Here is a 23,426-nt window from a genome sequence, read left to right as displayed (position 1 = left end):
GTTCTGGTTGAGCAGGTTAGCATTTGTTAACATTACTGCCCTATCCGTTGTACTGTTTTGGCGTGTTGGAGCAGCCCTTGTCTACTGCAAAGAAAAAGGAAATCCGGCGTATTGTCGAGGCCATCGGTCGTGCCATTGTCGAGCAACGACTGGTGCCGGGTACTCGCTTGGTAGAGCTGAAACTGGTCGATGCTCTTGGTGCTAACCGTAACCATATACGGGCTGCCTTGCTGGAGTTGAGTCATCAGGGGTTGGTCAGCATTACCATCAACAAGGGCGCCATGGTGGCCTGTCCCAGCCAGCAGGAGGCGGCTGATGTGTTCGTGGTGCGCCGTTTGCTGGAAGCCGAAGCGATGGTACTTGCGGCTGAACGGATAGAAGACACTGACCTGGCCGCGCTTCGCAAGTTGATTGAAGAGGAAAGACAGGCGGTGGAAGAGGGCAGGAGGCCAGCAGCGGTAAAATTGGCGGCTCGCTTTCATATCGAGCTGGCGCGAATAGCGGGTAATCAGGTGCTGTCGGATATGCTGGAGCGGTTGCTGGGGCGTTGTTCGCTGATAGTCAGCATGTATCAGAAAGACAGCCGAAGCCATGAATGTCATTGTGACGAACACACTCAGCTGGTTGAGTTGCTGGCTGCCGGTGATGTGGACACGGCTGTATTGTCGATGCGCCAGCACCTGGACAATCTGGAGTCGAGCCTGGATCTGACCCAGGAAGAAGAGCAGGTTACCGATTTTGTTGCCTTGTTTGCCGATAGTGTACCCACTGAATAGATTAATGATGTCTGGCGCATCAGTCTGGGCTATGTCAATACGCCGACCGGTTCATACCGGTCGGCGTTTTCGTTAAGGTCGGCTGGTGGGAAAGGAAGGCGGAAAAATCTCTGCTAACGGCGGATGCCGGTGGCTGCGTTCCGGATAGCTGGCAATAAAGCCGTCGAATTGTTGCTGGGCTTGATGATGCAGTTGCTGCAGATCCAGACCCGGCTTCACCAGTCGTCCGTCCCACACCACCTTGTCTCCATTGACGATGACTCCCTTGATGTCGCGACCGTTGCCGTTGATCACCAGGTTGGTGATGGGGTCGAATACCTGGCCGGTATGAATGCCGTCAAAGTCGAACACCATAATGTCCGCCTTGGCGCCCGCACAGAGGCGGCCGATATCTTCCCGGCCCAGAGCCCTGGCGCCGCCCAGAGTGGCCATATTGTAATAATCCGCCGCGGAGGCCTCGGTGATATTGCCGGTCGTGACCCGGCTGAGCATGGCGCCGACGTGCATGTTCTGGATCATGTCTGGTGGGTAGGTGTCGGTGCCCAGGCTGATATTGATGCCGGCTTCACGGAAACGGCTGACGCCGTTGAAGTATTTGGCATGGCGGCCGGCCACCAGCGGACAGATAACGGCGCTGGCACCACTTTGGCCAAGCAGAGCCAGCTCTCGTTGTATTTTCTCCGGACTGGGTTGCTTGCCGCCCAGCAGTTGCAGATGGGGTAGCAGCAAACGAGAGTCGAGCAGATCATGTTCGGCCATGAACTCCACCGACGACATGCCGTGGTACAGCTCGTGAATCATGTCCACTTCAAACTCGCCCTGGCAGCTGTGCAGCCGCACCGGACAGTCCAGCGCACGCATGGCTTTAGCAGTCTGGCGCAGCAGCTCGGGGGTGCAGCCTTCGATGCGGTCCGGGGCCAGCATGCCCTGGATAGTATCGCCGTACTGGTGAAGCTGCTCCACATAGCGCACCGCTTCTTCCAGCCCCTTCAGCCCACGCTGTTCATCGAAGCGCATTTCGACACGGGTATCCGGGTTCACCACGCCATATCCCGACATGTAGGCGGGGCCCAGATAGGCGCGCACCCCCAGGCTGGCGGCAATCTCGGCGGCACGCCGGAACTCGTCGGCGGTTTCGGCCCACTCCCGGTAAAGAATGGAGGTGATCGGCGCTATGGTGGTGATGCCGTTTAGTAGCAGCTGGCTGAAGGCATAGCGCTTGTTGAAGTCCAGTTCGGCGTCGCTGTAGGTTTCGCGCCGTTGCCAGTCGCTGGCGGGCAGGCGGCCTTTTTTCCAGCCTGGCTGATGGTCGAAGGCGAGCACGGTGGAGTCCAGATCGGCCACCGCATCCAGGTCGATAAAGCCGGGGCCGACCAGGGCGTTGCCCATGGCCAGGGTTTCGTCGACCTGGCCCTGATAGCCGTGGCCGACAAACAGTACGGTGTCGCCGCGATAGACCAGCTCACCCTGCTCGTAGATATGGTGGCCACCGTCCTTGAAGCCGATAACGTATTTGGCGGTGATTTTGGTGGTTTTCATGTAAGTGGGGCTCCGTCAGTGTCTGATGAAGAAGGATGGGGAGATCCTCTGCGCCAACCGTTGGTGCCGTCGATCCAACCCCAAAATGGGGGCTGCGGCGAGTCGGTGTGAGGGTGTCTCGTCCTGCTCTTGTGCGCCATTCAATGGCGTGATTGCTAACGAATGTGTCTGCTCAGAATAAACATTCGCCCTGGTCAGCGACCAAAGTGCCGGCCTTGAACACGGTGCGAGCCTGAGGCGGTTCGACAATGGCTTCGGCCAGTGTCCGGGCATCAAGCAGCACCAGATCGGCCTGGCAACCCACCGCCAGACCATAGTCGGTCAGCCCCATCACCTCGGCGCCGCCCCGGGTAATGGCATGAAGCGCCTGTTCCAGCTCCTTGTCCTGGCGCCAGCGATATTTGAGCCCCATCAGCATGGCCCGCTGCAGCATGTCGCCATTACCATAAGGGCTCCAGGTGTCGCGAATGCCGTCGTTACCGGCGGTGACCTTGATGCCGGCGGCACGCAGTTTTTCATAGGGCGGTACATTACGATTGGCCGGGGCGGTAGTCGCAATGGCAATATCGGCCCGGGCCAGCCCGTCGATCAGCCGATCCTGATAGGCCGGGTCTATTTCACCCAGGCAAAAGGCATGGCTGATGGTTACCTTGCCCTGCAGACCCAGCGCCAGGGTACGTTCGATTATCAGCTCGACCGAAAAGGCGCCGAGCTCGCCCGCTTCGTGCAGGTGCAGATCGACGCCCTTGCCGTACTTAACGGCCATGTCGAATACCGCGTCGATATGGGCCACCGGATCGCGCTCAAAAGATGAAGGGTCGATACCGCCGACGTAATCGGCACCCAGCTTGAGCGCCTCTTCCATCAGCGCCCGGGTACCGGGCCTACCGAGCAGGCCACTCTGGGGAAAACACACCGTCTCGATATAAATCTGCTTGGCCAGCTTGGCCTTGGTAGCCAGCACACCTTCCATATGTTGCAGGCCAATTTCGGTATCCACATCGATATGAGTACGGATATGAGTCGTGCCCTTGCTGATAGCCTGACGGGTAATGCGTTCGGATTGTTGCTGTGCGTCAAATTCATGCTGGCGCCGAAAATGACGTTCGTTTTCGATAATGGCGGGCAGCTCTCTGGGAACCTGGTTTTCATACCAGTCCATGCCCCACAGGGATTTGTCGATATGCGCATGGCCGTCGATAAACCCGGGCAGGGCCAGGCGGTGGTGCCCTTCCTGCAGTATTGCGCCGTGTGGTAACGATATATTCGGCTCGATACGCACGATTCGGCCCTGCTCAATCAATACATCCTGGCTTCCCTGCTGTGGTGCAAGACGAACTTGTCTGATCAATGTGGCTACCATGATTGCTCCCTTTGGTCCTATTAACCCCGAATGGCTTGTGCTCGACTGTGTTAACGATGGCAAGGGACGTCGTAACGATCCGCGCCATAACTTGCCGATCATCCTACCCAGAGTTGAATTTGTGTTTTGTGGTTGCCATCACAAACAAACCAATTGTTAGCACTTTGTTTTGTTTTTATTATCACTTTGAATCTACGATGTTAACTGTTGGCGCGGTTGATTGATAATCAGCTCCAGCAACGGTCGTCATAACCAGGCCGTTATGTTTTCACTCACAGGGACGATGAATGATGAAACTAAAGACGATAACCGCTTGTTTGGTGGCCGCTTCCTGCAGTCTGGTGACGCAGCAGGCGCTGGCTGAAAATGTAGTGCGTTGGGCTCAGCAAGGGGATATTCCAACGCTGGATCCGTATGCATTTGCCTCTACGCCGGCGCTGGCATTTCAGAACCATATCTATGAAGGTCTGGTGCAGTGGAATGAGCAGTTGGAAATGTCGCCGGCCCTGGCTACCCACTGGGAGCAACTGGACGATACCACCATCCGTTTTTACCTGCATAAAGGTATCAAGTTCCACAACGGCAACGGCTTCAATGCCGACGACGTAGTCGCTTCCATTGCTCGTGTTACCCACCCGGACTCGGGCATTCGCGGTAACGCTTCCTCGATCAAGGATGCGGTAAAAGTGGACGACTACACGGTCGATATTCGGCTCAGTGGCAAATCACCGATCGCCCTCAACGAGCTCAGCGGTATTTTGATGATGGACAAGGAGTGGCTTGAAGAGCACCAGGCCACCGAGCCCACCAGCATGACCAAGGGAACCGAAGGCTATGCCACCAATCACACCAACGGCACCGGCCCCTTCAAGCTGGAAAGCCGACGCCGCGACGCCGAGATGGTGCTGGTAAAGAATGACGGTTGGTGGCAGGCCGATCAGGCCAAGCACAATATTGATCGCATCGTGTTTCAACCGGTGGCATCCGAATCTACGCGTCTGGCGGGCATTCTGGCCGGCGAATTTGATTTGGTGAGCGATGTGCCTCTGCAGGATCTGCCCCGCCTGGAAAGGGAAAAGGGCATAGAGGTAAAAGTCCGGCCTTCTTTACGCGTCATGTTTCTGACCCTGAACATGAATGACGAGCTGAATGCGGGCAATGTGGATGGCAAGAATCCACTTAAAGATCAGAAGGTACGTCAGGCCCTGCACATGGCCATCGATCGTGAAGCCATCGTCAAGAAAATCATGCGGGGCATGACCGAGGTGGCCAACACCTATGTGGCTCCCGCCATCGCCGGCTTTGACGCCGAGCGAGGCGTGACCACCAGCTACGACCCCAAGCAGGCCAAGGCGCTGCTGGCCGAGGCCGGCTACCCCGATGGCTTCAAGCTGGCGTTCGACTGCGAGCAGGGTTACTACCTGAACGCGGAGCAATGGTGTCAGGCGGTGCAGCGTTACTGGTCCAAGGTGGGAGTCCAGTCCAACCTGAACATGCACACCCGCAGCGTCTATTCCCAAATTCGCGACAATGGCCGCACCGATGTGGCGGTACTGGGCTGGGCCAACCTGCCGCTCTATGATGCCTACAGCATCAACCAGCAGTTGCTGCATTCCAAAGACGGTGGCATCTACGGCGCCTTCAATATTCCCCGCTATCAGAATGGCACCATCGATACCCTGATCGAACAGTCTTCGTTCGAACTGGACTCGGCAATCCGTACCCAGCAGATGGAAGATGTGCTGGCGATGGCGCATCAAGACCTGCCCTTCCTGCCTCTGCATTTTGAGCCGATGGCCTGGGCAACCTCCGACAAGCTGGAAATCACCCAGAACCCCGACAACGTGGTACGCCTCTGGTACGCCAGCATGAAGCAGGGTTGATTGGGCAAGGGGCCACCCGAGGAGTGGTGGCCTCAATACGCAAAGAGTGAATGCGAAACCCGAGGAGAATCGTCGACAGGCAGCAGAACCTGTTCTGAATAACAAAGCCGTAATCAACCATCAGTTTGTTCACCCAAAGGAATGATGAATGATGAAATTAAAGACGATATCGGCCTGTTTGGTGCTTGCCAGTTGTGGCCTGATCACCCAGCAGGCCCAGGCCGAAAACGTGGTGCGCTGGGCCCAGCAGGCGGACATTCCCACCCTGGATCCTTACGCCTTCGCCTCAACCCATGCCCTGAGCTTTCAAAATCATATTTACGAAGGTCTGGTGCAATGGAATAACAGCCTGCAGCTGGAGCCGACTCTGGCCACGCACTGGGAGCAGTTGGATGACACCAGTCTCCGCTTTTATCTGAATAAAGGTATCAAGTTTCACAACGGCAATGATTTCACCGCCGATGATGTGGTGGCCTCCATCAATCGGGTGACCCACCCGGACTCGGGCATTCGCGGCAATGCTTCCTCGCTCAAGGACGCGGTCAAGGTAGATGACTACACGGTCGATATCCGTCTGAATGGCAAGTCGCCCATGGCGCTTAATGAATTGTCCGGGGTGCTGATGATGGACCGGGAATGGCTGGAAGAACACAAGGCCACCGAACCCACCAGCATGAGCAAGGGCACCGAGGGCTATGCCACCAACCACACCAACGGCACCGGCCCCTTCAAGTTGGAAAGCCGGCGGCGCGATGCGGAAATGGTGCTGGTCAAGAACGACAACTGGTGGCAGGCAGAGCAGTCCAGGCACAATATCGACCGCATCATCTTCCAGCCGGTGTCGTCCGATTCAACCCGTCTGGCGGGCATGTTGTCCGGCGAGTTTGACCTGGTGAACGATGTGCCGTTGCAGGACCTGCCCCGGCTGGAAAGGGAAAAAGACATAGACGTCAAGGTCCGGCCCTCGTTGCGGGTTGACTACCTGTCGCTGAACATGGCGGATGAGCTGAACGCGGGTAATGTAGATGGCAAGAACCCGCTCAAGGAACAGAAGGTACGCCAGGCCCTGCATATGGCCATCGATCGTGAAGCGATCGTCAAGAAGATCATGCGCGGCATGACCGAGGTAGCCAACACCTATGTAGCCCCCGACATTGCCGGTTATGACGCCGAGCGCGCCATCGAGCTTGATTATGACCCCAAACGGGCCAAGGCCTTGCTGGCCGAAGCCGGTTATCCCGATGGCTTCACACTGGCCTTTGACTGCGTACAGGGTGCTTACCTGAATGCAGAGCAGTGGTGTCAGGCGGTGCAGCGTTATTGGTCCAAGATTGGCGTAAAAACCAACCTGAACGTGCATAGCCGCAGTGTCTATTCCCAGATCCGCGACAACGGCCGCACCGATGTGGCGGTACTGGGCTGGGCCAACCTGCCGCTCTATGACGCCTACAGCATCAACCAGCAGTTGCTCCACTCCAAGGACGGCGGCATCTTCGGTGCCTTCAATATTCCCCGTTACCAGAACGACAAGGTGGACGCGTTGATTGAACAGTCGGTGTCCGAGCTGGACAAGTCGACCCGGGTACAGCTGATGAGCGATGCCCTGGCCATGGCCCAGCAGGATCTGCCGTTTATTCCGCTGCACTTCGAACCGGTGGCCTGGGTGACCTCAGACAAGCTGAACATTACCCAGAATTCCGACAACGTGGTACGGCTCTGGTACGCCAGCCTGAACTAGCAAACAGGGGCCCGATAGCCCCTAATCCGTTATTGCGATTCAAAGGAGTGAATGATGTTGGCTTTTATCATACAGCGGCTGATCCAGGCCTGCGGCCTGATGCTGACGGTGGCGTTGATCGCCTTTACCATGTTCCAGTTTGTCGGCGATCCTATCGACGGCATGCTGCCGGAAAGCGCGACCCAGTTTGAACGGGACGAACTGCGTGAAAAGCTGGGCCTGAACGACAGTGTCATCACCCAGTACGGGCGCTTCGTCGGCAATATCGCCCAGGGCGATTTCGGCATTTCCTACTACAACAAGATGGATGTGCTCAACCTGATCATGGAGCGGCTGCCCGCCACCCTGGAGCTGGTGTTCGTGGCGGTGATCATCTCGCTGCTGGTGGGCCTGCCGGCGGGGGTCTGGGTCTCGTTGTCGCGCAACAAGTGGCTGACCAGCCTGGTACAGACCATTTCCCTGATTGGTGTGTCTCTGCCCAGCTTTATCGCTGGTATCGTGCTGATCATCGTGTTTTCGGTCTGGCTGGGCTGGCTGCCTTCCCACGGCCGGGGCGACATAGTGGAGTTCGGTTGGTGGAGCAGTGGCCTGTTCAGCAAGACGGGCTGGGCTTCCATCATATTGCCGGCGCTGTCGCTGGCCCTGTTCATGATCACCATGATCATGCGCCTGGTACGCAGCGAGATGAAAGAGGTGCTGCGCACCGATTACATCAAGTTTGCCAAGGCCAGGGGTATCAGGCAGCGCAGCATCAACTACACCCATGCGCTGCGCAACTCCCTGCTGCCGGTGATCACCATCATAGGCCTGCAAATCGGCGGCCTGATCGCCTTCGCGGTAGTCACCGAGACGGTCTTTCAGTGGCCCGGGATGGGACTGCTGTTTATCCAGGCGGTGAACTACGTCGATATACCGGTTATTTCCGCTTATCTGGTGTTTATCTCCCTGATCTTTATCTGCATCAACACCCTGGTCGATATTCTCTACCGGGTGATCGATCCGCGCTTGAAAACCGCTTGAACGTTAAGCACAAGGACGAGGTAACGTATGGCTATCAATACTACTAAAGCGGCCCTGACCGGCCAGAACAGTCCTCGGCCCGGGGGGCTGAAAAAGATATGGCAACAGCTGCTGGCGGCTTACGACAGCGACATCGCCTATAACTTCCGAACCTCCCGGCTGACGATGTTTGCCACCGCAGTGCTGGCCCTGCTGCTGTTTTCCGGCATCGGTGCCTCCCTGCTGTCGCACTATGACCCCTTCGATATGGCGGCTTTCGATCTGATGGACTCCGAGCTGCCGCCCTTTTGGGTTGAAGGAGGCGAGGCTCGCTTCTGGCTGGGCACCGATATTCAGGGGCGGGATGTCTATTCGCTGATCCTCCATGGTCTGCAGGTATCGTTGATTGTCGGTTTTATCAGTGTGCTCTGTGCCATGGCGCTTGGGGTGACTCTGGGGGTGATCAGCGGTTATTTCGGCGGCATGATCGACGCTCTGATCATGCGTCTGGCCGATGCCATGCTCAGCTTCCCGACCATCATGTTTGCACTGCTGGTGAGCGGTGCGGCGCGAGGTCTGCTGCCCCAGGAAATGCACGATCAGATGGCGGTGTACATCATCGTTATCTCCATCACCCTGACCGGCTGGATGCAGTATGCCCGCACCGTGCGCGGCTGTACCCTGCTGGAAGGCAACAAGGAATATGTGCAGGCCGCCAAGGTGATGGGCAGTAATAATATGCGCATCATGTTCCAGCATATCCTGCCCAATGTGCTCAGCCCGGTCATGGTGCTGGCCACCCTGCACCTGGCGCTGGCGGTACTGACCGAGGCGACCCTGTCGTTTCTTGGGGTTGGCATGCCGCCGCATCAGCCCTCGCTCGGTACCCTGATCAACGAAGGCAACCGATACCTGTTCTCCGGTCAGTGGTGGGTGGTGCTGTTCCCCTCCCTGGTACTGGTGATCCTGGCCCTGTCGGTCAACCTGGTGGGTGACTGGCTGCGCGATGCCCTCAACCCCAAACTGCGTTAAGGAGCAAGACATATGAAAAATGCAAGCAACAACCGCGGTGAGGTGGTGCTGGAAGCCGATGATCTGTGTATCGAGTTTGCCCATCGCAAGGGCAACCTGAAGGCAATACAGCATGTGTCGTTCGAGATGCGCAAGGGCGAGATCCTCGGCGTGGTGGGCGAGTCGGGCGCCGGCAAGTCGCTGACCGGCTCGGCAATCACCGGTCTGCTGGAGGCGCCGGGCTTCATTGCCGGCGGCGAGATCCGCCTCTATGGCGAACGGATCGACAACCTGGCAGAAGATCAGCGCCGCCTGCTGCGCGGCAAGGAGATCGGTGCCATCTTCCAGGATCCGCTGACCAGCCTTAATCCGGTGCTGACCGTTGGCCGGCAACTGATAGAAACCATTCAGACCCATCTTCCCCTGTCCCATGGCCAGGCCCGGCAGAAGGCGCTGGATCTGATGAAGGAAGTCGGCATTCCGGCGGCGGAGCAACGCATCGATCAATACCCGCACCAGTTTTCCGGCGGTATGCGCCAGCGCATCGTGATCGCCCTGGCGCTCTGTGTCGAGCCCAAGGTGATTATCGCCGACGAGCCGACCACGGCACTGGATGTGTCGGTACAGGCCCAGGTGCTGCAGTTGCTGCGGCGGCTGTGCAAGCAGCACGACGCATCTGTGATGCTGGTGACCCACGACATGGGGGTCATTGCCGAGATCTGCGATCGGGTAGCGGTGATGTATGCCGGGCGGCTGGTGGAAATAGGCCCGGTCGAGGCGGTGCTCAAGTCGCCGAGCCACCCCTATACGGTGGGGCTGATGGGGTCGATTCCGCGCATTGGGGTGCGCGAGCCGCGCTTGTCCCAGATCCCGGGATCCATGCCCCGGCTCAACGCTATTCCCCAGGGTTGCGCCTTTAATCCGCGCTGCCCTAACAGCAGTGCCGAATGCCGGCAGCATGAGCCTGAGCTGAAAACCGTCGGTGACTCCCGGGTTGCCTGTCTGAAAGTGATGCAAGAGGAGCTGGTGTGATGAGCGAGATGATAGAAGATCGTGGCTTGCTGGAAGTCCGTAACCTGCATATCAAGTTCGATATCTCCAAGCCGTTTATTCATCGGCTGCTGAACCGGGCGGAAAAAACCTATGTGCATGCGGTTCGCGGCATCGATTTCAGCATCCGCAAGGGCGAGACCTTCAGTCTGGTGGGGGAGTCCGGCTGTGGCAAGTCGACGGTTGCGCGGCTGCTGTCTGGTCTGTATCAGCCGACCGACGGCGACATCAGTTATCAGGGCACCATGCTGGCCGAAGCGACACGTGAGCAGCGCCAGCATATTCGCCGTCGCTGCCAGATGATCTTTCAGGATCCCTTCGCCAGCCTGAATCCGCGCTGGAAAGTGGAACGTATCGTTGCCGAACCCCTGGTGCTGTTTGGCATGATCAACAACCGGGATGAAGGTCGTCAGCGGGTCGGCAAGCTGCTGGAGCAGGTGGGGCTGGCGGCGTCGGACATGGACAAGTTTCCCCATGAATTTTCGGGCGGCCAGCGTCAACGTATTTCCATCGCGCGGGCATTGGCCGGCGAGCCGGAATTCCTGATCTGTGATGAACCGACCTCGGCGCTGGATGTGTCGGTGCAGGCCCAGGTGCTCAACCTGATGAAGGATCTGCAGGACGAGCTGGGGCTGACCTATCTGTTTATCAGTCACGACATGTCGGTAGTGTCCCACTTCTCGGATCGGGTCGGCATCATGTATCTGGGACGACTGGTGGAAGTGGGTACGGTAGAGGAGGTGTTCAACCGGCCTCGTCACCCTTATACCCGCATGCTGATGGATGCGATCCCCAGCATGGACGTGATTCATAAAGAACGAACCCCGGTTACCGGTGAAGTGCCAAACCCCATCTCGCCACCTTCCGGCTGTGCGTTTCACCCTCGCTGTGCCTTTGCTACCGACCAGTGCAAACAGGCCACACCGGCAGTGCAGGACATGAGTGCCACCCAGCAGGTAGCCTGTCACTACCCTCTGTCTCTCGACTGAGCAAGCAGCCAGCCCGGCGGTGTTGTGGTCGGATTGGGTAGCATTTGACCCCAACATTTATTATAAATCGTCTCTCCACCACTCATGGTGGCGAGGCGATTTGTTTTTTCCTTTCCCTTATTGCTGCAATGGCCTGATCGGGCCCGGAGTTTGTTATGTCTGCACCTTCACGGCATTGGCTCAATGTCGGCCTTCTGTCTTATGGAATGGCACTGTCACAGTCGGGCATGCTGATTTACCTGAGTCTGATCTCCATGGTCGGTTTTCAGCTTGCGCCGTCACCGGCGCTGGCTACCCTGCCGTTTGCTATTCAGTCGGTATTTTCAGCCCTGGCCAGTTTTCCCGTGGCCTATCTGATGGCCTGGCTGGGCCGCAAGTGGGGCATAGTGCTGGGCCAGTTGTTCGGCATGGGAGGCGCCAGCTTGACGGTGGCGGCGCTGATGATGTCCCAGTTCTGGCTGCTGATTGCCGCCTGCGTGCTGTTCGGCATCTATTTCAGCCTGACCCAGCAAATCCGCTTTGCCGCCGCCGAACTGGTGCCTGCATCGATGAAGGAACAGGCGGTTTCTTTGGTGATCGGGGCGGCGGTAGTGGCATCCATCGTCGGGCCCGGATTGTCGACCTGGGGTGAGTCCTTCGGCTACGGCGTGCCTTTTGTGGGCAGCTTCGCCGCCATTATTCCGCTGTGTTTGCTGGTGATGACCGGGGTGTTGTTTTTGCGTCCTCCGGCGCGGCAAGCAACAGCCACCACCGGCGGAGGGCGCTCTCTCGGCCAGATACTGAAAGCGGGGGCCTGGCGGCCAATGGTCGCGGCAGCGGTCTCTTTTGCGATGATGTCCTTTGTGATGATCGCCACGCCCTTGTCGATGAGCCATGCCCATTTTCATGTCAGCGATTCCAATACGGTGGTGCAGTTTCATTCGCTGGGCATGTTTCTGCCCGGGCTCTTTATCGGCCCCTTTCTCAAACGCCATGGTCCCAAACGATTGATCCTGGCCGGCATTAGTGTGTTTATGCTGGCGATCATCATCAACCTGCAGGGCATGTCATTCTGGCATTACCTGAGTGGCCTGCTGCTGGTGGGCGTGGCCTGGAGCCTGATGTTCGTCAGTGCCACCAGCTGGCTGACCCGTTTTTACCAACCCGATGAGGCGGCGCGCGTACAGTCGTTCAACGATTTCTGCGTCTTCATGGTGGTGGCGGTGTGCGGACTTTTCTCCGGCAAGGTACTGACCACCTTTGGCTGGGAAGGGCTCAATCTGGTGATGTTGCCCAGCCTGGGACTGGTGGCACTGATCTGCCTGCTGGAACCCAAGGCCGGCCCGCTGGTGAACAAGGCGGCTCGCTCTACTATCGACAAGCAGGCCGGTTGATTCATCGCCGTCACCATAGCGCCGGCTGATTGGCCGGCGCCATGGTTTTTACTTTCGTCCTCACCCCGGCCGCCGATGGCTGCCGGTAATGCTCCTTCAAATACGCAAGCTGGCGGTTAAAAACTAGACTTAGGGCTGGCAGCATCACCTGAACCGTTATTTTGTTGCGATGGATGAAGGAGGGGCATCATGGTGTCTAAAACCGGTCATACCGACACACCGGCTATCTGGGACAATCCGATGGGAACCGATGGCTTCGAGTTTGTGGAATATGCCTCCAGCCAGCCGGCGCAGTTGGCAGCGCTGTTCGAGCGGCTGGGCTTCGTGGCCATTGCCCGCCATCGCAGCAAAGACGTAACTTTGTATCGCCAGGGCGACATCAATTTTATCCTTAATGCCGAACCCGACAGCCAGGCCGCGGAGTTCTCCCACCTGCACGGTCCCGGCGCCAATGCCATGGCCTTTCGGGTCAAAGACGCGGCCGCCGCCATTCGGCAACTGGCGGCGCAGGGTGCGACCGTGGTGGCGTCCGGTGCCGGCCCGATGGAATTGCAGATCCCGGCCATTGAGGGCATCGGCGGCTCGCTGATTTATCTGGTGGATCGCTACGGGGAACAAAGCATCTATGATGTGGACTTTCGGCGCCTGCCCGGCGTGGATCAGCACCCCAAAGGCGTGGACCTGACCTACATCGACCACCTCACTCACAACGTGGAAATGGGCCATATGGATCTGTGGGCCGGTTTCTACGAGCAGTATTTCAACTTTCGTGAAATCCGCTACTTCGACATCGAAGGCAAGCTCACCGGACTGCGTTCCCGGGCCATGACCAGCCCCTGCGGCAAGATTCGCATTCCGATCAACGAATCGGCGGACAAGAAGAGCCAGATCGAGGAATTTCTGCAGCAGTACAAAGGCGAGGGTATCCAGCATATCGCCCTCGGCACCGACGATATCTTCCATACGGTGGAAACCTTGCGTGACGGGGGCATGAGCTTCATGGTTACACCCGACACCTATTATGAGAAGCTCGATGCCCGCTTGCCTGGGCACGGCGAGGATCTGGCCCGCCTGCGGAAAAATCACATTCTGCTGGACGGTGCCCCCACACAGGGGCAGGGCCTGTTGCTGCAGATCTTCACCGATACGGTGATAGGGCCGATTTTCTTCGAAATTATCCAGCGCAAGGGCAACGAAGGCTTCGGTGAGGGTAACTTTCAGGCGCTGTTCGAGTCGATTGAGGAAGACCAGATCCGACGTGGGGTACTGAAACGAGAGTGAGCTACCCCCGATTAAGTGATGAAATTGGCATAAAACTGAATTTTCTACTACGGGCCATTTTTTATCTTAGCCATTGATGGCAAACTAGCAGGACATACTGTCAGTCATTCTTTACACCTGTTGTGGAGTGTGACTGACATTTTTTGTGTCCAGTAACAGGAGTGGCAGTACCCGTGGCGGAGAACAATCAGCAGGCTGGCAACCCGGCCCAGTGGTCCAGCCGTTTTGCCTTTATCATGGCGGCGGTGGGGTCGGCGGTAGGTCTGGGAAATATCTGGAAGTTTCCCTATATCACCGGTGAAAACGGCGGCGGCGCCTTCGTGCTGGTGTATCTGGCCTGTATCGCCGTTATCGGTCTGCCGTTGATGATGGCCGAAGTCATGCTGGGCCGCCGTGGCGGCAAGAGTCCCATCGGCACCATGGAACGGGTGGCGGCCACCGAGGGGCGCAGCAAGGGCTGGGGCGGTATCGGCATCATGGCGACCCTGGCGGCGTTTCTGATCCTCTCCTTTTACAGCGTCATCGCCGGCTGGACCATGCCCTACATCGTTTCGGCGGTCAGCGGTGACTTCAGCGGCATAGCGGCGGAAGAGTCCGGTGCCCTGTTTGGTGGCCTGCTGGCCTCGCCGGGCGAGCTGCTGTTGTGGCATTCCATCTTCATGGGGCTGACGGTGCTGGTGTCGGCCGGTGGCGTACGCCACGGTCTTGAGCGAGCGGTCACCAAGCTGATGCCGGCGCTGTTTGTGCTGCTGTTGATCCTGGTGGGTTATGCCATGACCACCGGCCATTTCGGCGAGGCGGTCGGCTTTTTGTTCACGCCCGACTTTTCCGCACTCACCGCCGAGGCGGTATTGGTGGCGCTGGGCCATGCCTTCTTTACCCTGAGTCTGGCCAGCGGCGCCATGATGGCGTATGGCGCCTACCTGAAAAAAGACGTGTCCATCGCCCGCACTTCGGTGGTAGTGGCCATTATGGATACCGGTGTAGCGCTGCTGGCGGGGCTGGCCATTTTTCCCATCGTGTTCGCCAATGGGCTGGAGCCGGGGGCGGGCCCGGGGCTGATTTTCGTGACCCTGCCGGTGGCTTTTGGCCAGATGCCCGGCGGCAGCTTCTTCGCTTCTCTGTTCTTCGTGTTGCTGCTGTTTGCGGCCTGGACCTCGTCCATCTCCATGCTGGAGTCGCTGGTCAGCTACCTGAACGAAAAGGGCGTGAGCCGGGTCAAGGCCGCCATCGGCGGTGGTCTGGTGGCCTGGCTGGTAGGCATAACGACCGTGCTGTCGCTCAACGAATGGTCCGGCTTCACCCCGCTCGACATGTTTGCGCGCTTCGAAGGCAAGACCCTGTTTGACCTGTACGATTACCTGACCGCCAACATCATGATGCCGCTCGGCGCCCTGTTTACCGCCATCTTCGTGGGCTGGAAGATGAAGCCGGAACACTCCGCCAGCGAGCTGGGCGGCTGGCACCGGGTCTGGTTTCCGGTGGTCCGCTACCTGTCACCTATCGCGCTGTTAATCGTGTTCTATTTCAATCTGAAATAAGCAAGACAGCTCGGCAAGCCAAAAAACCGGCTGGCTCGACAGAGCCAGCCGGTTTTTTTATGAGCGGCATTTTATGTTCAGGCGCTGCTTCAGCTGCGCGGTGTGTTTTTTGAGGTACCGCTGCGTGCCACCAGCCAGCTGATGCAGGCGTCTACAAATGACTCCGGCCTTGTAGGCGCTGCTTCAGCTGCGCGATTTGTTTTTTGACGTACCGCTTGCGCGCTACCAGCCAGCTGAAGCAGGCTTCTACAGGGTTTCGTGTTTATGGGCGGGTGGCTTAACGGGCCAGCGGCAGCCAGCCGCCGAGCAGTACGAACAGGCCGGCGCAAATGCGGTTGAAGCGCTTTCCGCTGCGGGCCAGCCAGGCGCGGGTGCGCTGGGCAAAGCTGGCAATAAAAACTTCGGTGACAAATTCGGTCAGCGCGAAGGTCGCCGCCATCACCACAAACTGGATAAACAGCTCGCGCTCCGGGTCGATGAACTGGGGCAGAAAGGCGGCGAAAAACAGCACCGCCTTGGGGTTGGTCAGCGCCGACAGCAGCCCCTGGCGAAACAGGGATCCGCCGCTACGGGAACCGGCCTGCTGATGTAAATCGGCACTGGGGGCGGGGGCTCGCCACAGCTGAATGCCGAGCCAGACGAGATAGGCGCCCCCGACAATCTTCAGCGCCATAAACAGGCTGGTGGAGGCCTGCAACAGGGCACCGATACCAAACAGCGACAGCGCTATGACCATGGCAAAGCCGACGGCACCACCGGCCACGGTAAACAGGGTCTTGCGCCGGCCATAAAGGGCGCCGTGACTCAGGGCCAGCAGGCTGTTGGGGCCGGGAGTCAGCGACAGACCAATCATGGCCGCCAGATAAACAAGCCAGGTGTCCAGTGCCATCGTGGTGCTCTTGAATATGGGAGGATGGCGCAATATAGCAGCAATGAGGTTGCGGTTTCGAGCTGGAATATGAGCCGAACGACCATTATCCCTGTTTGCGGGCGCGACAGGCCTGCGCATTCGAGAAGCTCGGCGCCAGCACACGAGTCTATGTGCAGGCGCCGAACCAAGGGGAGAGTGGTAGTTATATCCGGAACCGGCCCACCATCTCGTTGAGGCGTTCGGCCAGGCGGGCCAGATCGTTGCTGGAAGCGCTGGTTTCGTTGGCGCCGGCCGAAGTCTGCACCGACAGATCCCGAATGTTGATCAGGTTTTTGTCTACCTCTCTGGCCACCGTGGCCTGCTCTTCGGCGGCGCTGGCAATGGTCTGGTTCTGTTGGTTGATCTGCATGATGGCCTCGGTAATCAGCTCCAGCGCTTCGCCGGCTTCCTGGGCGACCTGACGGGTTTGCATGGTGCGATCGGTGCTCATCTGAATGGCGTTAACGGTGCTGCTGGTGTCGCTTTGAATGGCGTGCATCATGGCTTCGATTTCCTTGGTCGACTCCTGAGTGCGGTGAGCCAGTGCCCGTACCTCGTCGGCCACCACCGCAAATCCGCGGCCCGACTCGCCGGCGCGGGCGGCTTCAATGGCGGCGTTCAGCGCCAGCAGGTTGGTTTGTTCGGCAATGGAGCGAATCACGTCCAGCACGGTACCGATATCGCGTACCCGATTGGCCAGGCTTTCTACTCCTTGCTTGGTATTGGTAATTTCATGTTCAAGCTCGGTCACGGTATTGATGGTGTTGGTGACTCTGGTACGGCCGGTGCGGGCCTTGTCGTCGGCCATGTCGGAATTTTGCGAAGTGGAGGCGGCGTTGCGGGCCACTTCTTCCACCGCCACCGTCATTTCGTTCACGGCGGTGGCGGCCTGCTCCAGCTCGTCGCTTTGCTGCTGCAGGGTGCGGGTAGACTGGTCGGTCACCACACTCAGCTGTTCGGCGGTCGACGCCAGTTGGGTTGCAGAGTCATTGATATCGAAAATGGTCTGTTTGAGTTTTTGCTGCATCTGGGCCAGGGCGCGAATCATGTCGGCGGCTTCATCCTTGGCGTCGTCACCGAATTCCGAGGTCAGATTGCCGGAGGCAATGATATTGCTGACCTCCAGCGCCTTGCGAATCGGCAGCAGCAGGCTGCGGCTGAACAGCAGGGCCAGCGTCACCACCAGCAGCATGGCCAGAACAATGGCCAGCACCATGATGAGATTGGAGGTCGAGATAATGTCATCGACTGAAACCGATACCTCATCGGCTCTTTGTTTCTGGTAACTGCCCAGGTTATTCAGATCGGTGGTCACCTTGATGCCCAGCTCGTTAAGCCCCTGATGGCGAAACTGCTCGGCCTGGGTCTGTTGGCCGCTGTTGATCATGCTCAGCAGGCGGTTATTAACGGTATCGTAGTTGGCTTTACTCTGAATAATGCTGCCAAGCAGCTGCTTGCCTTCGTTCGATTCTACATAGGCCTTCATCTCCTGAACGTTGGTCAGAAAACTGTCTTCCAGACTTTTAAGGCGGTTGACGGCATCGCGGCGACGTTGCTGGTTGTCTGCGTAGAGGGCGTTGAGGGTGTAAAGGCGGATCAGCAGAAAGTCACGCCGTATCTCGCCGATTTTAATCGCGGCGGGCATGCGTTTGTGGGCCATGACATCAACTTCTCGCCCTATGTTGCCAAACTGCACCATGGCCATGATTCCCAACAGCAGGGTAATGGCTCCCAGCAGGCCGAAGGAAATAATGGAGCGGGGTCCGATTTTGAGTTGTCGCAGCATAGCCATACCTTGGAAAGGGGGTGTGAATTGGCGCCGATAATAGTCGCGCCATCCCGGGTATTGTTTGCGAAAGATCAATAGAAGGATCGTTAAGGAAGGATAAGCCGACGTGCAAGATTCAACCAAATCCCCTCTGCCGATTAGGCCGAGGGAGAGGGTTCTGAATGGCTATTTATTTGCGTCTTTCATCAGGGGGCTCAGCCGGAACATGGCAACGGCTTGCCGCCGTATTCACAGTCCGTAGCGCTCTATTTTTTTCAATAACCCCTGACGAGACAGGCCCAGAGCCTGGGCGGCGTGGGTGCGGTTGTGGTCGAATCTGGCCAGCGCCTGGCTTATCAGTGAAATTTCCAGCGCCCGCACCTGGGCTTCCAGGCTGTCGCCGGGCCGGGCTGTGGCGTGTTCGCTGCCGGCCTGGGCGTCCGGGTAGAGCAGGGCAATGTCTTCCAGGGTAATGATGCCGTTTCTGGCGATGGCGGCCACGCTGTCGAGGGCGCTTTTCAGCTCGCGCACATTGCCCGGCCAGCGGCGTTGAATAAACCAGTTGAAGGCGGCGGTATCCGGATGCAGCGGCGCCCGGTTGTCCCCCCGGGCCGGCAGCCCCAGAAAGTGGGTGATCAGCAGCGGAATATCTTCGGGCCGCTCGTCCAAAGGCCGGGTTTCGATGTTCACGCCCTTGATGCGGTAGTAGAGATCTTCCCGAAACTCCCCGGTTTTCACCTTTTCGGGCAAGTCCGCGTTGGTGGCCGACACCAGCCGTACATCGATGGTTTCAAGGACACGACCGCCCACCGGGTAATAGCTGCCTTCCTGCAGCACCCGCAACAGTTTGACCTGCATCGCCAGCGGCATGTCGCCGATCTCGTCCAGAAACAGGGTACCGCCGTCGGCCAGCTTGAGCAGGCCGTCGCGGGCCTTGTCGGCACCGGTAAAGGCGCCTTTGGTGTGGCCGAACAGCTCGCTTTCCAGCAATTCGGCGGGAATGGCACCGCAATGCACCGAAATAAAGGGGCCGCCGGCGCGGGCACTGAGGGCGTGCACCGCCTTCGAGATCACCTCCTTGCCGGTGCCCGAGGGGCCGGTCACCAGCACCCGCACATCGGTGGGGGCGATGCGTCCGACCAGGGCGCGAATGCTGTTCATCGACGGCGAGGCGCCAATCAGCGTATCCAGCCCCTGCTGATCGACCTGTTGGTGTTTGAGGTTGTTGAGCTCGCGCACCAGCTGGTGTTTGGTCAGGGCGCGCTTGACCACCACCGCCAGCATGTCGGGATCGATGGGCTTGGCCAGAAAATCCCAGGCACCCTGGCGCAGCGCTTCCAGCGCCAGCTCGCGCTCGCCGTGACCGGTGAGGATGATCACCGGTCGATCGATGAAGTTGGGCAGTGCCGCCAGGGTATGCTGGGGATCGAAGTGCGGCGGCAGCGACAGATCGAGCAGGATCAAGTCTGCGTCGAAGTGCGGCAGCTTGGCGCTCAGTTCGTCCAGGCTGGCGCCGGTGTTGACCTCATAGCCTTCCGAGGTCAACCACTGGGCACTCAGGGTGCGAAAGGCGGGCTCGTCGTCAATCAGCAGGATACGGGGTGGGTTCAACATGATCTGTCCTCGGGGAAAAAGAGTTCAAAGGTCACCGGCCAGCCCATATCGCTGCGGTGTTGAATGCGGCCGCCGTGGGCATCCATGATGCGGCGCACGATAGACAGTCCCAGGCCACTGCCGCCGCTGCGCTTGCCGACGAAGGGACGAAACAGGTGATTAAGCATGTCTTCGGGAACCGCCGGGCCGTTGTTGTGCACCCGGACTATGCCGGGTCTGTCACCGGCCTCGATGCGGATCACGCCATTCGGCTGATTGCGCACGAAGGCCAGGGCATTGTCGATCAGGTTGACCAGCACCTGTTGCAGTCGATAGGCATCGGCACTCAGGCGAACCTCGTCGGACAGGGCACACTCGAAGCGGGTGTGCTGCCAGTCGAACTGGGGGCGCAGGCTGTTCAGCATGGCGAGCAATGGTACCGATTGACGCTGCACGCCGATGTTACCGGAGTAGGCGAGCATGTCCGAGATCAGGCGGTCGGCGCGCTTGAGCTGGGTCTGGATCATCGCCTTGCGTTCAGGCTCCAGCCCGGCGGAGGCCATGGAGATGATATTGAGCGGGTTGCGCAGCTCGTGCGCCATGGCCGCCGACAGGCCGCCCAGCTCCACCAGATGCTGCTCCGACAGCCGCTTGCGCTCGGCTTCCGCCAGTTGCAGCGACCGTTCCAGCAGGCTGCAGCGCGTGGTCAGCAGCGAGGCAAACACTTCTGCCGCCAGCCGCAGCCCGGGGGTGACGTCCTCAAAGCCCTGCAGCCGGGATTGCCAGCCCGGATTCTGGTGGCGACAGATAATGCAGGGACCTTCGACGACAGGGGGCCGCTGTTCGTTCGGTAACAGCCGTACCTGCACCGGCTGCCCCATCTGATGGGACAGCAACTGCTCGGCCACCGCGCTCAGCCCGGCCCAGTGACTGGGCTCGGCCAGGCGATTGAGCCAGGTATCCAGCAGTTGCTCGCCAAGCCGGCTGCCGGGATAAATCAGCCGCTCTACCAGTTTGCTGACCGGTTGATACAGTGCCAGTGCCAGCATCAGCAACAGCATGGAATAGAGCCACAGCTGCCATTCGGGCACATTGGCCAGCGCCTGCATGCCGAACGGACCGGCCATGGAGCTGAGCAGGGCAATCAGGCCCATCACCAGTGCCGTCATCAGTATCCACAACAGGGCGCGGTTGGCCCAAGCGTTGACTTCCAGCATCTGGTAGCGCACCACGCCATACACCAGCAAAACCACATAGGTGGGCAGCAGCAGCATGGGCCAGGGATACCAGTACAGACCGAGTGAAGGGAAAATAAAGCTGGTGGCAAGCCAAAGCCCCCAGGCGCCGGCGGCAAACATGGCGGCGATGGAGCGGCGGCGGTTACCGCGATGGATACGCCAGCCCCACAACAGCAGGGCGTGCGCCAGTATTCCGATGACGATGGTATAAATGATGTTGAACCAGCCGGCCCCGCTGAACACGAAGTAATGACTGAAGGGACCGAACGAGATGATGTCGCCGCCGCCCAGCGCCAGGCTGATGCCGAGCACCAGCAGGGCCGCCGAATAGAAGAGGCCACGCCGGCGGGCCAGATTATCCAGCCAGGGTCGTCGGCCCGGCCCCTGATTGACGAAGCCGATGGCGAAGTCGAGGAAGAAGGTGGGCATCAGCGGGTTGGCCAGGATCAGCATCTTGCCCAGCCGTTCCCAGCCATAAAACACCGAGACATGGCCACTGCACCACAGCGCCATCATGATGCCGAAACCGGCCAGCGCCTTCATGCTGCGTTGGCGGCGCGCGCGCCAGAACAGCCAGGCCGACACCAGCAGGGCACAGCCGCCGGTGAGCAACATCATCAATTCAAAAGCCAGATCCAACGCCATGCTGGGTTCCCGTCATGTAAACATCGTTGACACTTTAACGGGGAAAGACTGTAAACCTGGTTGTCACCCGGGGCAAGTATTCATCGTTTTTTTGATCCAGGCCAAGGCGGGTGCAGGTTTTCCTATTTGTGGCATGCATCGTGCTTTATCTAGCGACAGCAGGTTCACCCTCGAGTAAACCAACCGGATTGAGTCCACCCTGGAGAAACGTTTTATGAACATGACTACTTTGGTACTGGAATTTTCTGCCATTTTTATTGTTCTGCTGCTGGCTATCCTGCCGGCGGTAGTAAACCGCTTTCAATCTCGTTAAGGGAACAAGATGGAACTTGATGCTGCCATACTGTCGCGGATCCAATTCGCCTTTACCGTCAGTTTTCACATTATCTTTCCGGCTATCACCATAGGTCTGGCAACCGCCATCGCCATCTGGGAAGGGCTGTGGCTGAAAACCCGGAATCCGGTCTACTTTCAACTGGCCAAATTCTGGATCAAGCCCTTCGCCATTACCTTCGGTATGGGCGTGGTCAGTGGCATAGTGCTGTCGTACGAATTCGGCACCAACTTTTCTCGTTTCTCCGAACTGGTCGGCCCGGTACTGGGGCCTCTGCTGGCCTACGAAGTGTTGACCGCCTTCTTCCTGGAAGCCGGTTTTCTCGGGGTCATGCTGTTCGGCTGGCAACGGGTAGGGGAAAAGCTGCACTATTTCGCCACCTGTGTGGTGGCGGTGGGCACCTGGATTTCGTCGTTCTGGATTATCGTTGCCAATTCCTGGATGCAGACCCCGGCAGGCTACGAGATCGTCGATGGCCGCTTCGAGGTGGCCAGCTGGATGGAAGTGATCTTCAACCCCTCCATGCCGTATCGGCTGGTGCACATGCTGCTGGCGGCCATGCTCACTGCCACCTTCGTGATTGGCGGCGTCAGTGCCTGGTATCTGCGCAAGAACCGGGATCTCGCCTTTGCCCGCAAGGGACTGTCGATGGCGTTGTGGGCGGCTCTGGTGCTGGCGCCGCTGCAGGCGGTGGTGGGTGATTTTCACGGCCTCAACGTGAAAGAGCATCAGCCAGTCAAGGTGGCGGCGATGGAAGGTATCTGGCCCGAGACGGAAGCCGGTGCCCCGCTGCTGTTGTTTGCGGTGCCCGACATGGAAAACGAGACCAACCATTTTGAAATCAGGATCCCCAAGCTGGCCTCGCTGATCCTGACCCACGAGCCGGATGGCGAGTTGCAGGGACTGAAATCGGTGCCTGCCGACGAAAGACCCTATGTGCCGCTGGTGTTCTATTCCTTCCGCGTCATGGTGGGGCTGGGGGTGCTGATGATCGGTGCCGCCCTGTGGGGCTTGTGGTTGCGTCGCCGGGGGAGTCGTTTCGAGAGCAAACCCTTTCTGCTGCTGATGACGCTGCTGATCCCGTCGGGCGTTATCTCTACTCTGGCCGGCTGGTATGTGGCGGAAGTGGGCCGTCAGCCCTGGCTGGTGCACGGCCTGGTACGCACCATGGAAGTGGTGACGCCGCTGCCGGCCGAGCGGGTGTTGTTCTCGCTGACGCTGTTTGTGCTGACCTACAGTCTGCTGCTGTGTGTCTATCTCTATTTCATGGCCAAGCTGATCCGCAAGGGGCCGCCGGACATGACGCGGCTGGAACAGCACATGATTGGTGTCAATGCGCCCGGCTTTGCCCTGGCCTGGGTGAAGAAACTGCAACGTGACGTGGTGGAGAATTAA

The 23,426-nt window shown here is 58.7% G+C and carries 17 protein-coding genes; 11 read left to right on the top strand and 6 right to left on the bottom strand.

What is annotated here, in order from left to right; genetic code table 11:
- Nucleotides 1-77 precede the first annotated feature (77 nt).
- A complete protein-coding gene (locus tag Q0753_RS08445; RefSeq protein WP_298719427.1) occupies nt 78-776 on the top strand; it encodes a GntR family transcriptional regulator in 699 nt (232 codons plus the stop codon).
- Between the two features lie 72 nt (nt 777-848).
- Here the strand turns inward: Q0753_RS08445 and Q0753_RS08440 are convergent, their stop codons facing one another.
- Both Q0753_RS08440 and Q0753_RS08435 read right to left on the bottom strand, forming a co-directional pair.
- On the bottom strand, nt 849-2,315 hold the full coding sequence (locus Q0753_RS08440; RefSeq protein ID WP_298719425.1) for a chlorohydrolase family protein: 1,467 nt from the start codon (nt 2,313-2,315) through the stop codon (nt 849-851).
- 172 nt (nt 2,316-2,487) lie between these two features.
- A complete protein-coding gene (locus Q0753_RS08435) occupies nt 2,488-3,678 on the bottom strand; it encodes an amidohydrolase family protein (RefSeq protein ID WP_298719423.1) in 1,191 nt (396 codons plus the stop codon).
- Nucleotides 3,679-3,965: 287 nt separating this feature from the next.
- Here Q0753_RS08435 and Q0753_RS08430 point away from each other — a divergent pair, with 287 nt between their 5' ends.
- The 9 genes from Q0753_RS08430 to Q0753_RS08390 all read left to right on the top strand — a co-directional run bounded on the left by Q0753_RS08430 (nt 3,966) and on the right by Q0753_RS08390 (nt 15,543).
- On the top strand, nt 3,966-5,561 hold the full coding sequence (locus Q0753_RS08430; RefSeq protein WP_298719421.1) for an ABC transporter substrate-binding protein: 1,596 nt from the start codon (nt 3,966-3,968) through the stop codon (nt 5,559-5,561).
- Between the two features lie 148 nt (nt 5,562-5,709).
- Nucleotides 5,710-7,299, top strand: coding sequence for an ABC transporter substrate-binding protein (locus tag Q0753_RS08425; protein ID WP_298719419.1), 1,590 nt, complete (start codon nt 5,710-5,712; stop codon nt 7,297-7,299).
- A 54-nt stretch (nt 7,300-7,353) separates the two neighbouring features.
- Nucleotides 7,354-8,319, top strand: a complete 966-nt coding sequence (locus tag Q0753_RS08420) for an ABC transporter permease (RefSeq protein WP_298719417.1) — start codon at nt 7,354-7,356, stop codon at nt 8,317-8,319.
- A 27-nt stretch (nt 8,320-8,346) separates the two neighbouring features.
- Nucleotides 8,347-9,330: an ABC transporter permease gene (locus Q0753_RS08415; RefSeq protein WP_298719415.1), complete on the top strand. Its 984-nt coding sequence runs from the start codon at nt 8,347-8,349 to the stop codon at nt 9,328-9,330.
- Between the two features lie 12 nt (nt 9,331-9,342).
- A complete protein-coding gene (locus Q0753_RS08410; protein WP_298719413.1) occupies nt 9,343-10,341 on the top strand; it encodes an ABC transporter ATP-binding protein in 999 nt (332 codons plus the stop codon).
- Complete coding sequence (locus Q0753_RS08405; RefSeq protein WP_298719411.1) at nt 10,341-11,348, top strand: ABC transporter ATP-binding protein; 1,008 nt, start codon at nt 10,341-10,343, stop codon at nt 11,346-11,348. The genes Q0753_RS08410 and Q0753_RS08405 overlap by 1 nt, the downstream gene beginning before the upstream one ends.
- Nucleotides 11,349-11,503: 155 nt before the next feature.
- Entirely contained in the window at nt 11,504-12,721 is a 1,218-nt protein-coding gene (locus Q0753_RS08400; RefSeq protein WP_298719409.1) for an MFS transporter, read from the top strand.
- A gap of 189 nt (nt 12,722-12,910) precedes the next feature.
- Nucleotides 12,911-14,002: a 4-hydroxyphenylpyruvate dioxygenase gene (gene hppD / locus Q0753_RS08395; RefSeq protein WP_298719407.1), complete on the top strand. Its 1,092-nt coding sequence runs from the start codon at nt 12,911-12,913 to the stop codon at nt 14,000-14,002.
- A gap of 173 nt (nt 14,003-14,175) precedes the next feature.
- On the top strand, nt 14,176-15,543 hold the full coding sequence (locus Q0753_RS08390; protein WP_298719405.1) for a sodium-dependent transporter: 1,368 nt from the start codon (nt 14,176-14,178) through the stop codon (nt 15,541-15,543).
- Nucleotides 15,544-15,820: 277 nt separating this feature from the next.
- On the opposite strand, the gene Q0753_RS08385 is transcribed toward Q0753_RS08390, so the two are convergent.
- The 4 genes from Q0753_RS08385 to Q0753_RS08370 form a co-directional block, all read right to left on the bottom strand.
- On the bottom strand, nt 15,821-16,432 hold the full coding sequence (locus tag Q0753_RS08385) for a LysE family transporter (protein ID WP_298719403.1): 612 nt from the start codon (nt 16,430-16,432) through the stop codon (nt 15,821-15,823).
- 184 nt (nt 16,433-16,616) lie between these two features.
- Nucleotides 16,617-18,239, bottom strand: a complete 1,623-nt coding sequence (locus Q0753_RS08380; RefSeq protein ID WP_298719400.1) for a methyl-accepting chemotaxis protein — start codon at nt 18,237-18,239, stop codon at nt 16,617-16,619.
- A gap of 231 nt (nt 18,240-18,470) precedes the next feature.
- Nucleotides 18,471-19,835, bottom strand: coding sequence for a sigma-54 dependent transcriptional regulator (locus Q0753_RS08375; RefSeq protein ID WP_298719398.1), 1,365 nt, complete (start codon nt 19,833-19,835; stop codon nt 18,471-18,473).
- Complete coding sequence (locus tag Q0753_RS08370; RefSeq protein WP_298719397.1) at nt 19,829-21,697, bottom strand: sensor histidine kinase; 1,869 nt, start codon at nt 21,695-21,697, stop codon at nt 19,829-19,831. Before Q0753_RS08370 ends, Q0753_RS08375 begins: the two co-directional genes overlap by 7 nt.
- 322 nt (nt 21,698-22,019) lie before the next feature.
- On the opposite strand from Q0753_RS08370, the gene Q0753_RS08365 reads away from it, so the two are divergent.
- Entirely contained in the window at nt 22,020-23,426 is a 1,407-nt protein-coding gene (locus Q0753_RS08365) for a cytochrome ubiquinol oxidase subunit I (RefSeq protein ID WP_298719395.1), read from the top strand.

The sequence above is a fragment of the uncultured Oceanisphaera sp. genome (assembly GCF_947495715.1).
Taxonomy (GTDB): Bacteria; Pseudomonadota; Gammaproteobacteria; order Enterobacterales; family Aeromonadaceae; genus Oceanimonas; species Oceanimonas sediminis.
This window is presented reverse-complemented; position numbering and strand designations above follow the sequence as displayed.

Coding starts and splice junctions, on each gene's coding strand:
- Q0753_RS08440 (WP_298719425.1), bottom strand. CDS start 2,315: ATGAAAACCACCAAAATCACCGCCAAATACGTTATCGGCTTCAAGGAC.
- Q0753_RS08435 (WP_298719423.1), bottom strand. CDS start 3,678: ATGGTAGCCACATTGATCAGACAAGTTCGTCTTGCACCACAGCAGGGA.
- Q0753_RS08430 (WP_298719421.1), top strand. CDS start 3,966: ATGATGAAACTAAAGACGATAACCGCTTGTTTGGTGGCCGCTTCCTGC.
- Q0753_RS08425 (WP_298719419.1), top strand. CDS start 5,710: ATGATGAAATTAAAGACGATATCGGCCTGTTTGGTGCTTGCCAGTTGT.
- Q0753_RS08420 (WP_298719417.1), top strand. CDS start 7,354: ATGTTGGCTTTTATCATACAGCGGCTGATCCAGGCCTGCGGCCTGATG.
- Q0753_RS08415 (WP_298719415.1), top strand. CDS start 8,347: ATGGCTATCAATACTACTAAAGCGGCCCTGACCGGCCAGAACAGTCCT.
- Q0753_RS08410 (WP_298719413.1), top strand. CDS start 9,343: ATGAAAAATGCAAGCAACAACCGCGGTGAGGTGGTGCTGGAAGCCGAT.
- Q0753_RS08405 (WP_298719411.1), top strand. CDS start 10,341: ATGAGCGAGATGATAGAAGATCGTGGCTTGCTGGAAGTCCGTAACCTG.
- Q0753_RS08400 (WP_298719409.1), top strand. CDS start 11,504: ATGTCTGCACCTTCACGGCATTGGCTCAATGTCGGCCTTCTGTCTTAT.
- hppD (WP_298719407.1), top strand. CDS start 12,911: ATGGTGTCTAAAACCGGTCATACCGACACACCGGCTATCTGGGACAAT.
- Q0753_RS08385 (WP_298719403.1), bottom strand. CDS start 16,432: ATGGCACTGGACACCTGGCTTGTTTATCTGGCGGCCATGATTGGTCTG.
- Q0753_RS08380 (WP_298719400.1), bottom strand. CDS start 18,239: ATGCTGCGACAACTCAAAATCGGACCCCGCTCCATTATTTCCTTCGGC.
- Q0753_RS08375 (WP_298719398.1), bottom strand. CDS start 19,835: ATGTTGAACCCACCCCGTATCCTGCTGATTGACGACGAGCCCGCCTTT.
- Q0753_RS08370 (WP_298719397.1), bottom strand. CDS start 21,697: ATGGCGTTGGATCTGGCTTTTGAATTGATGATGTTGCTCACCGGCGGC.
- Q0753_RS08365 (WP_298719395.1), top strand. CDS start 22,020: ATGGAACTTGATGCTGCCATACTGTCGCGGATCCAATTCGCCTTTACC.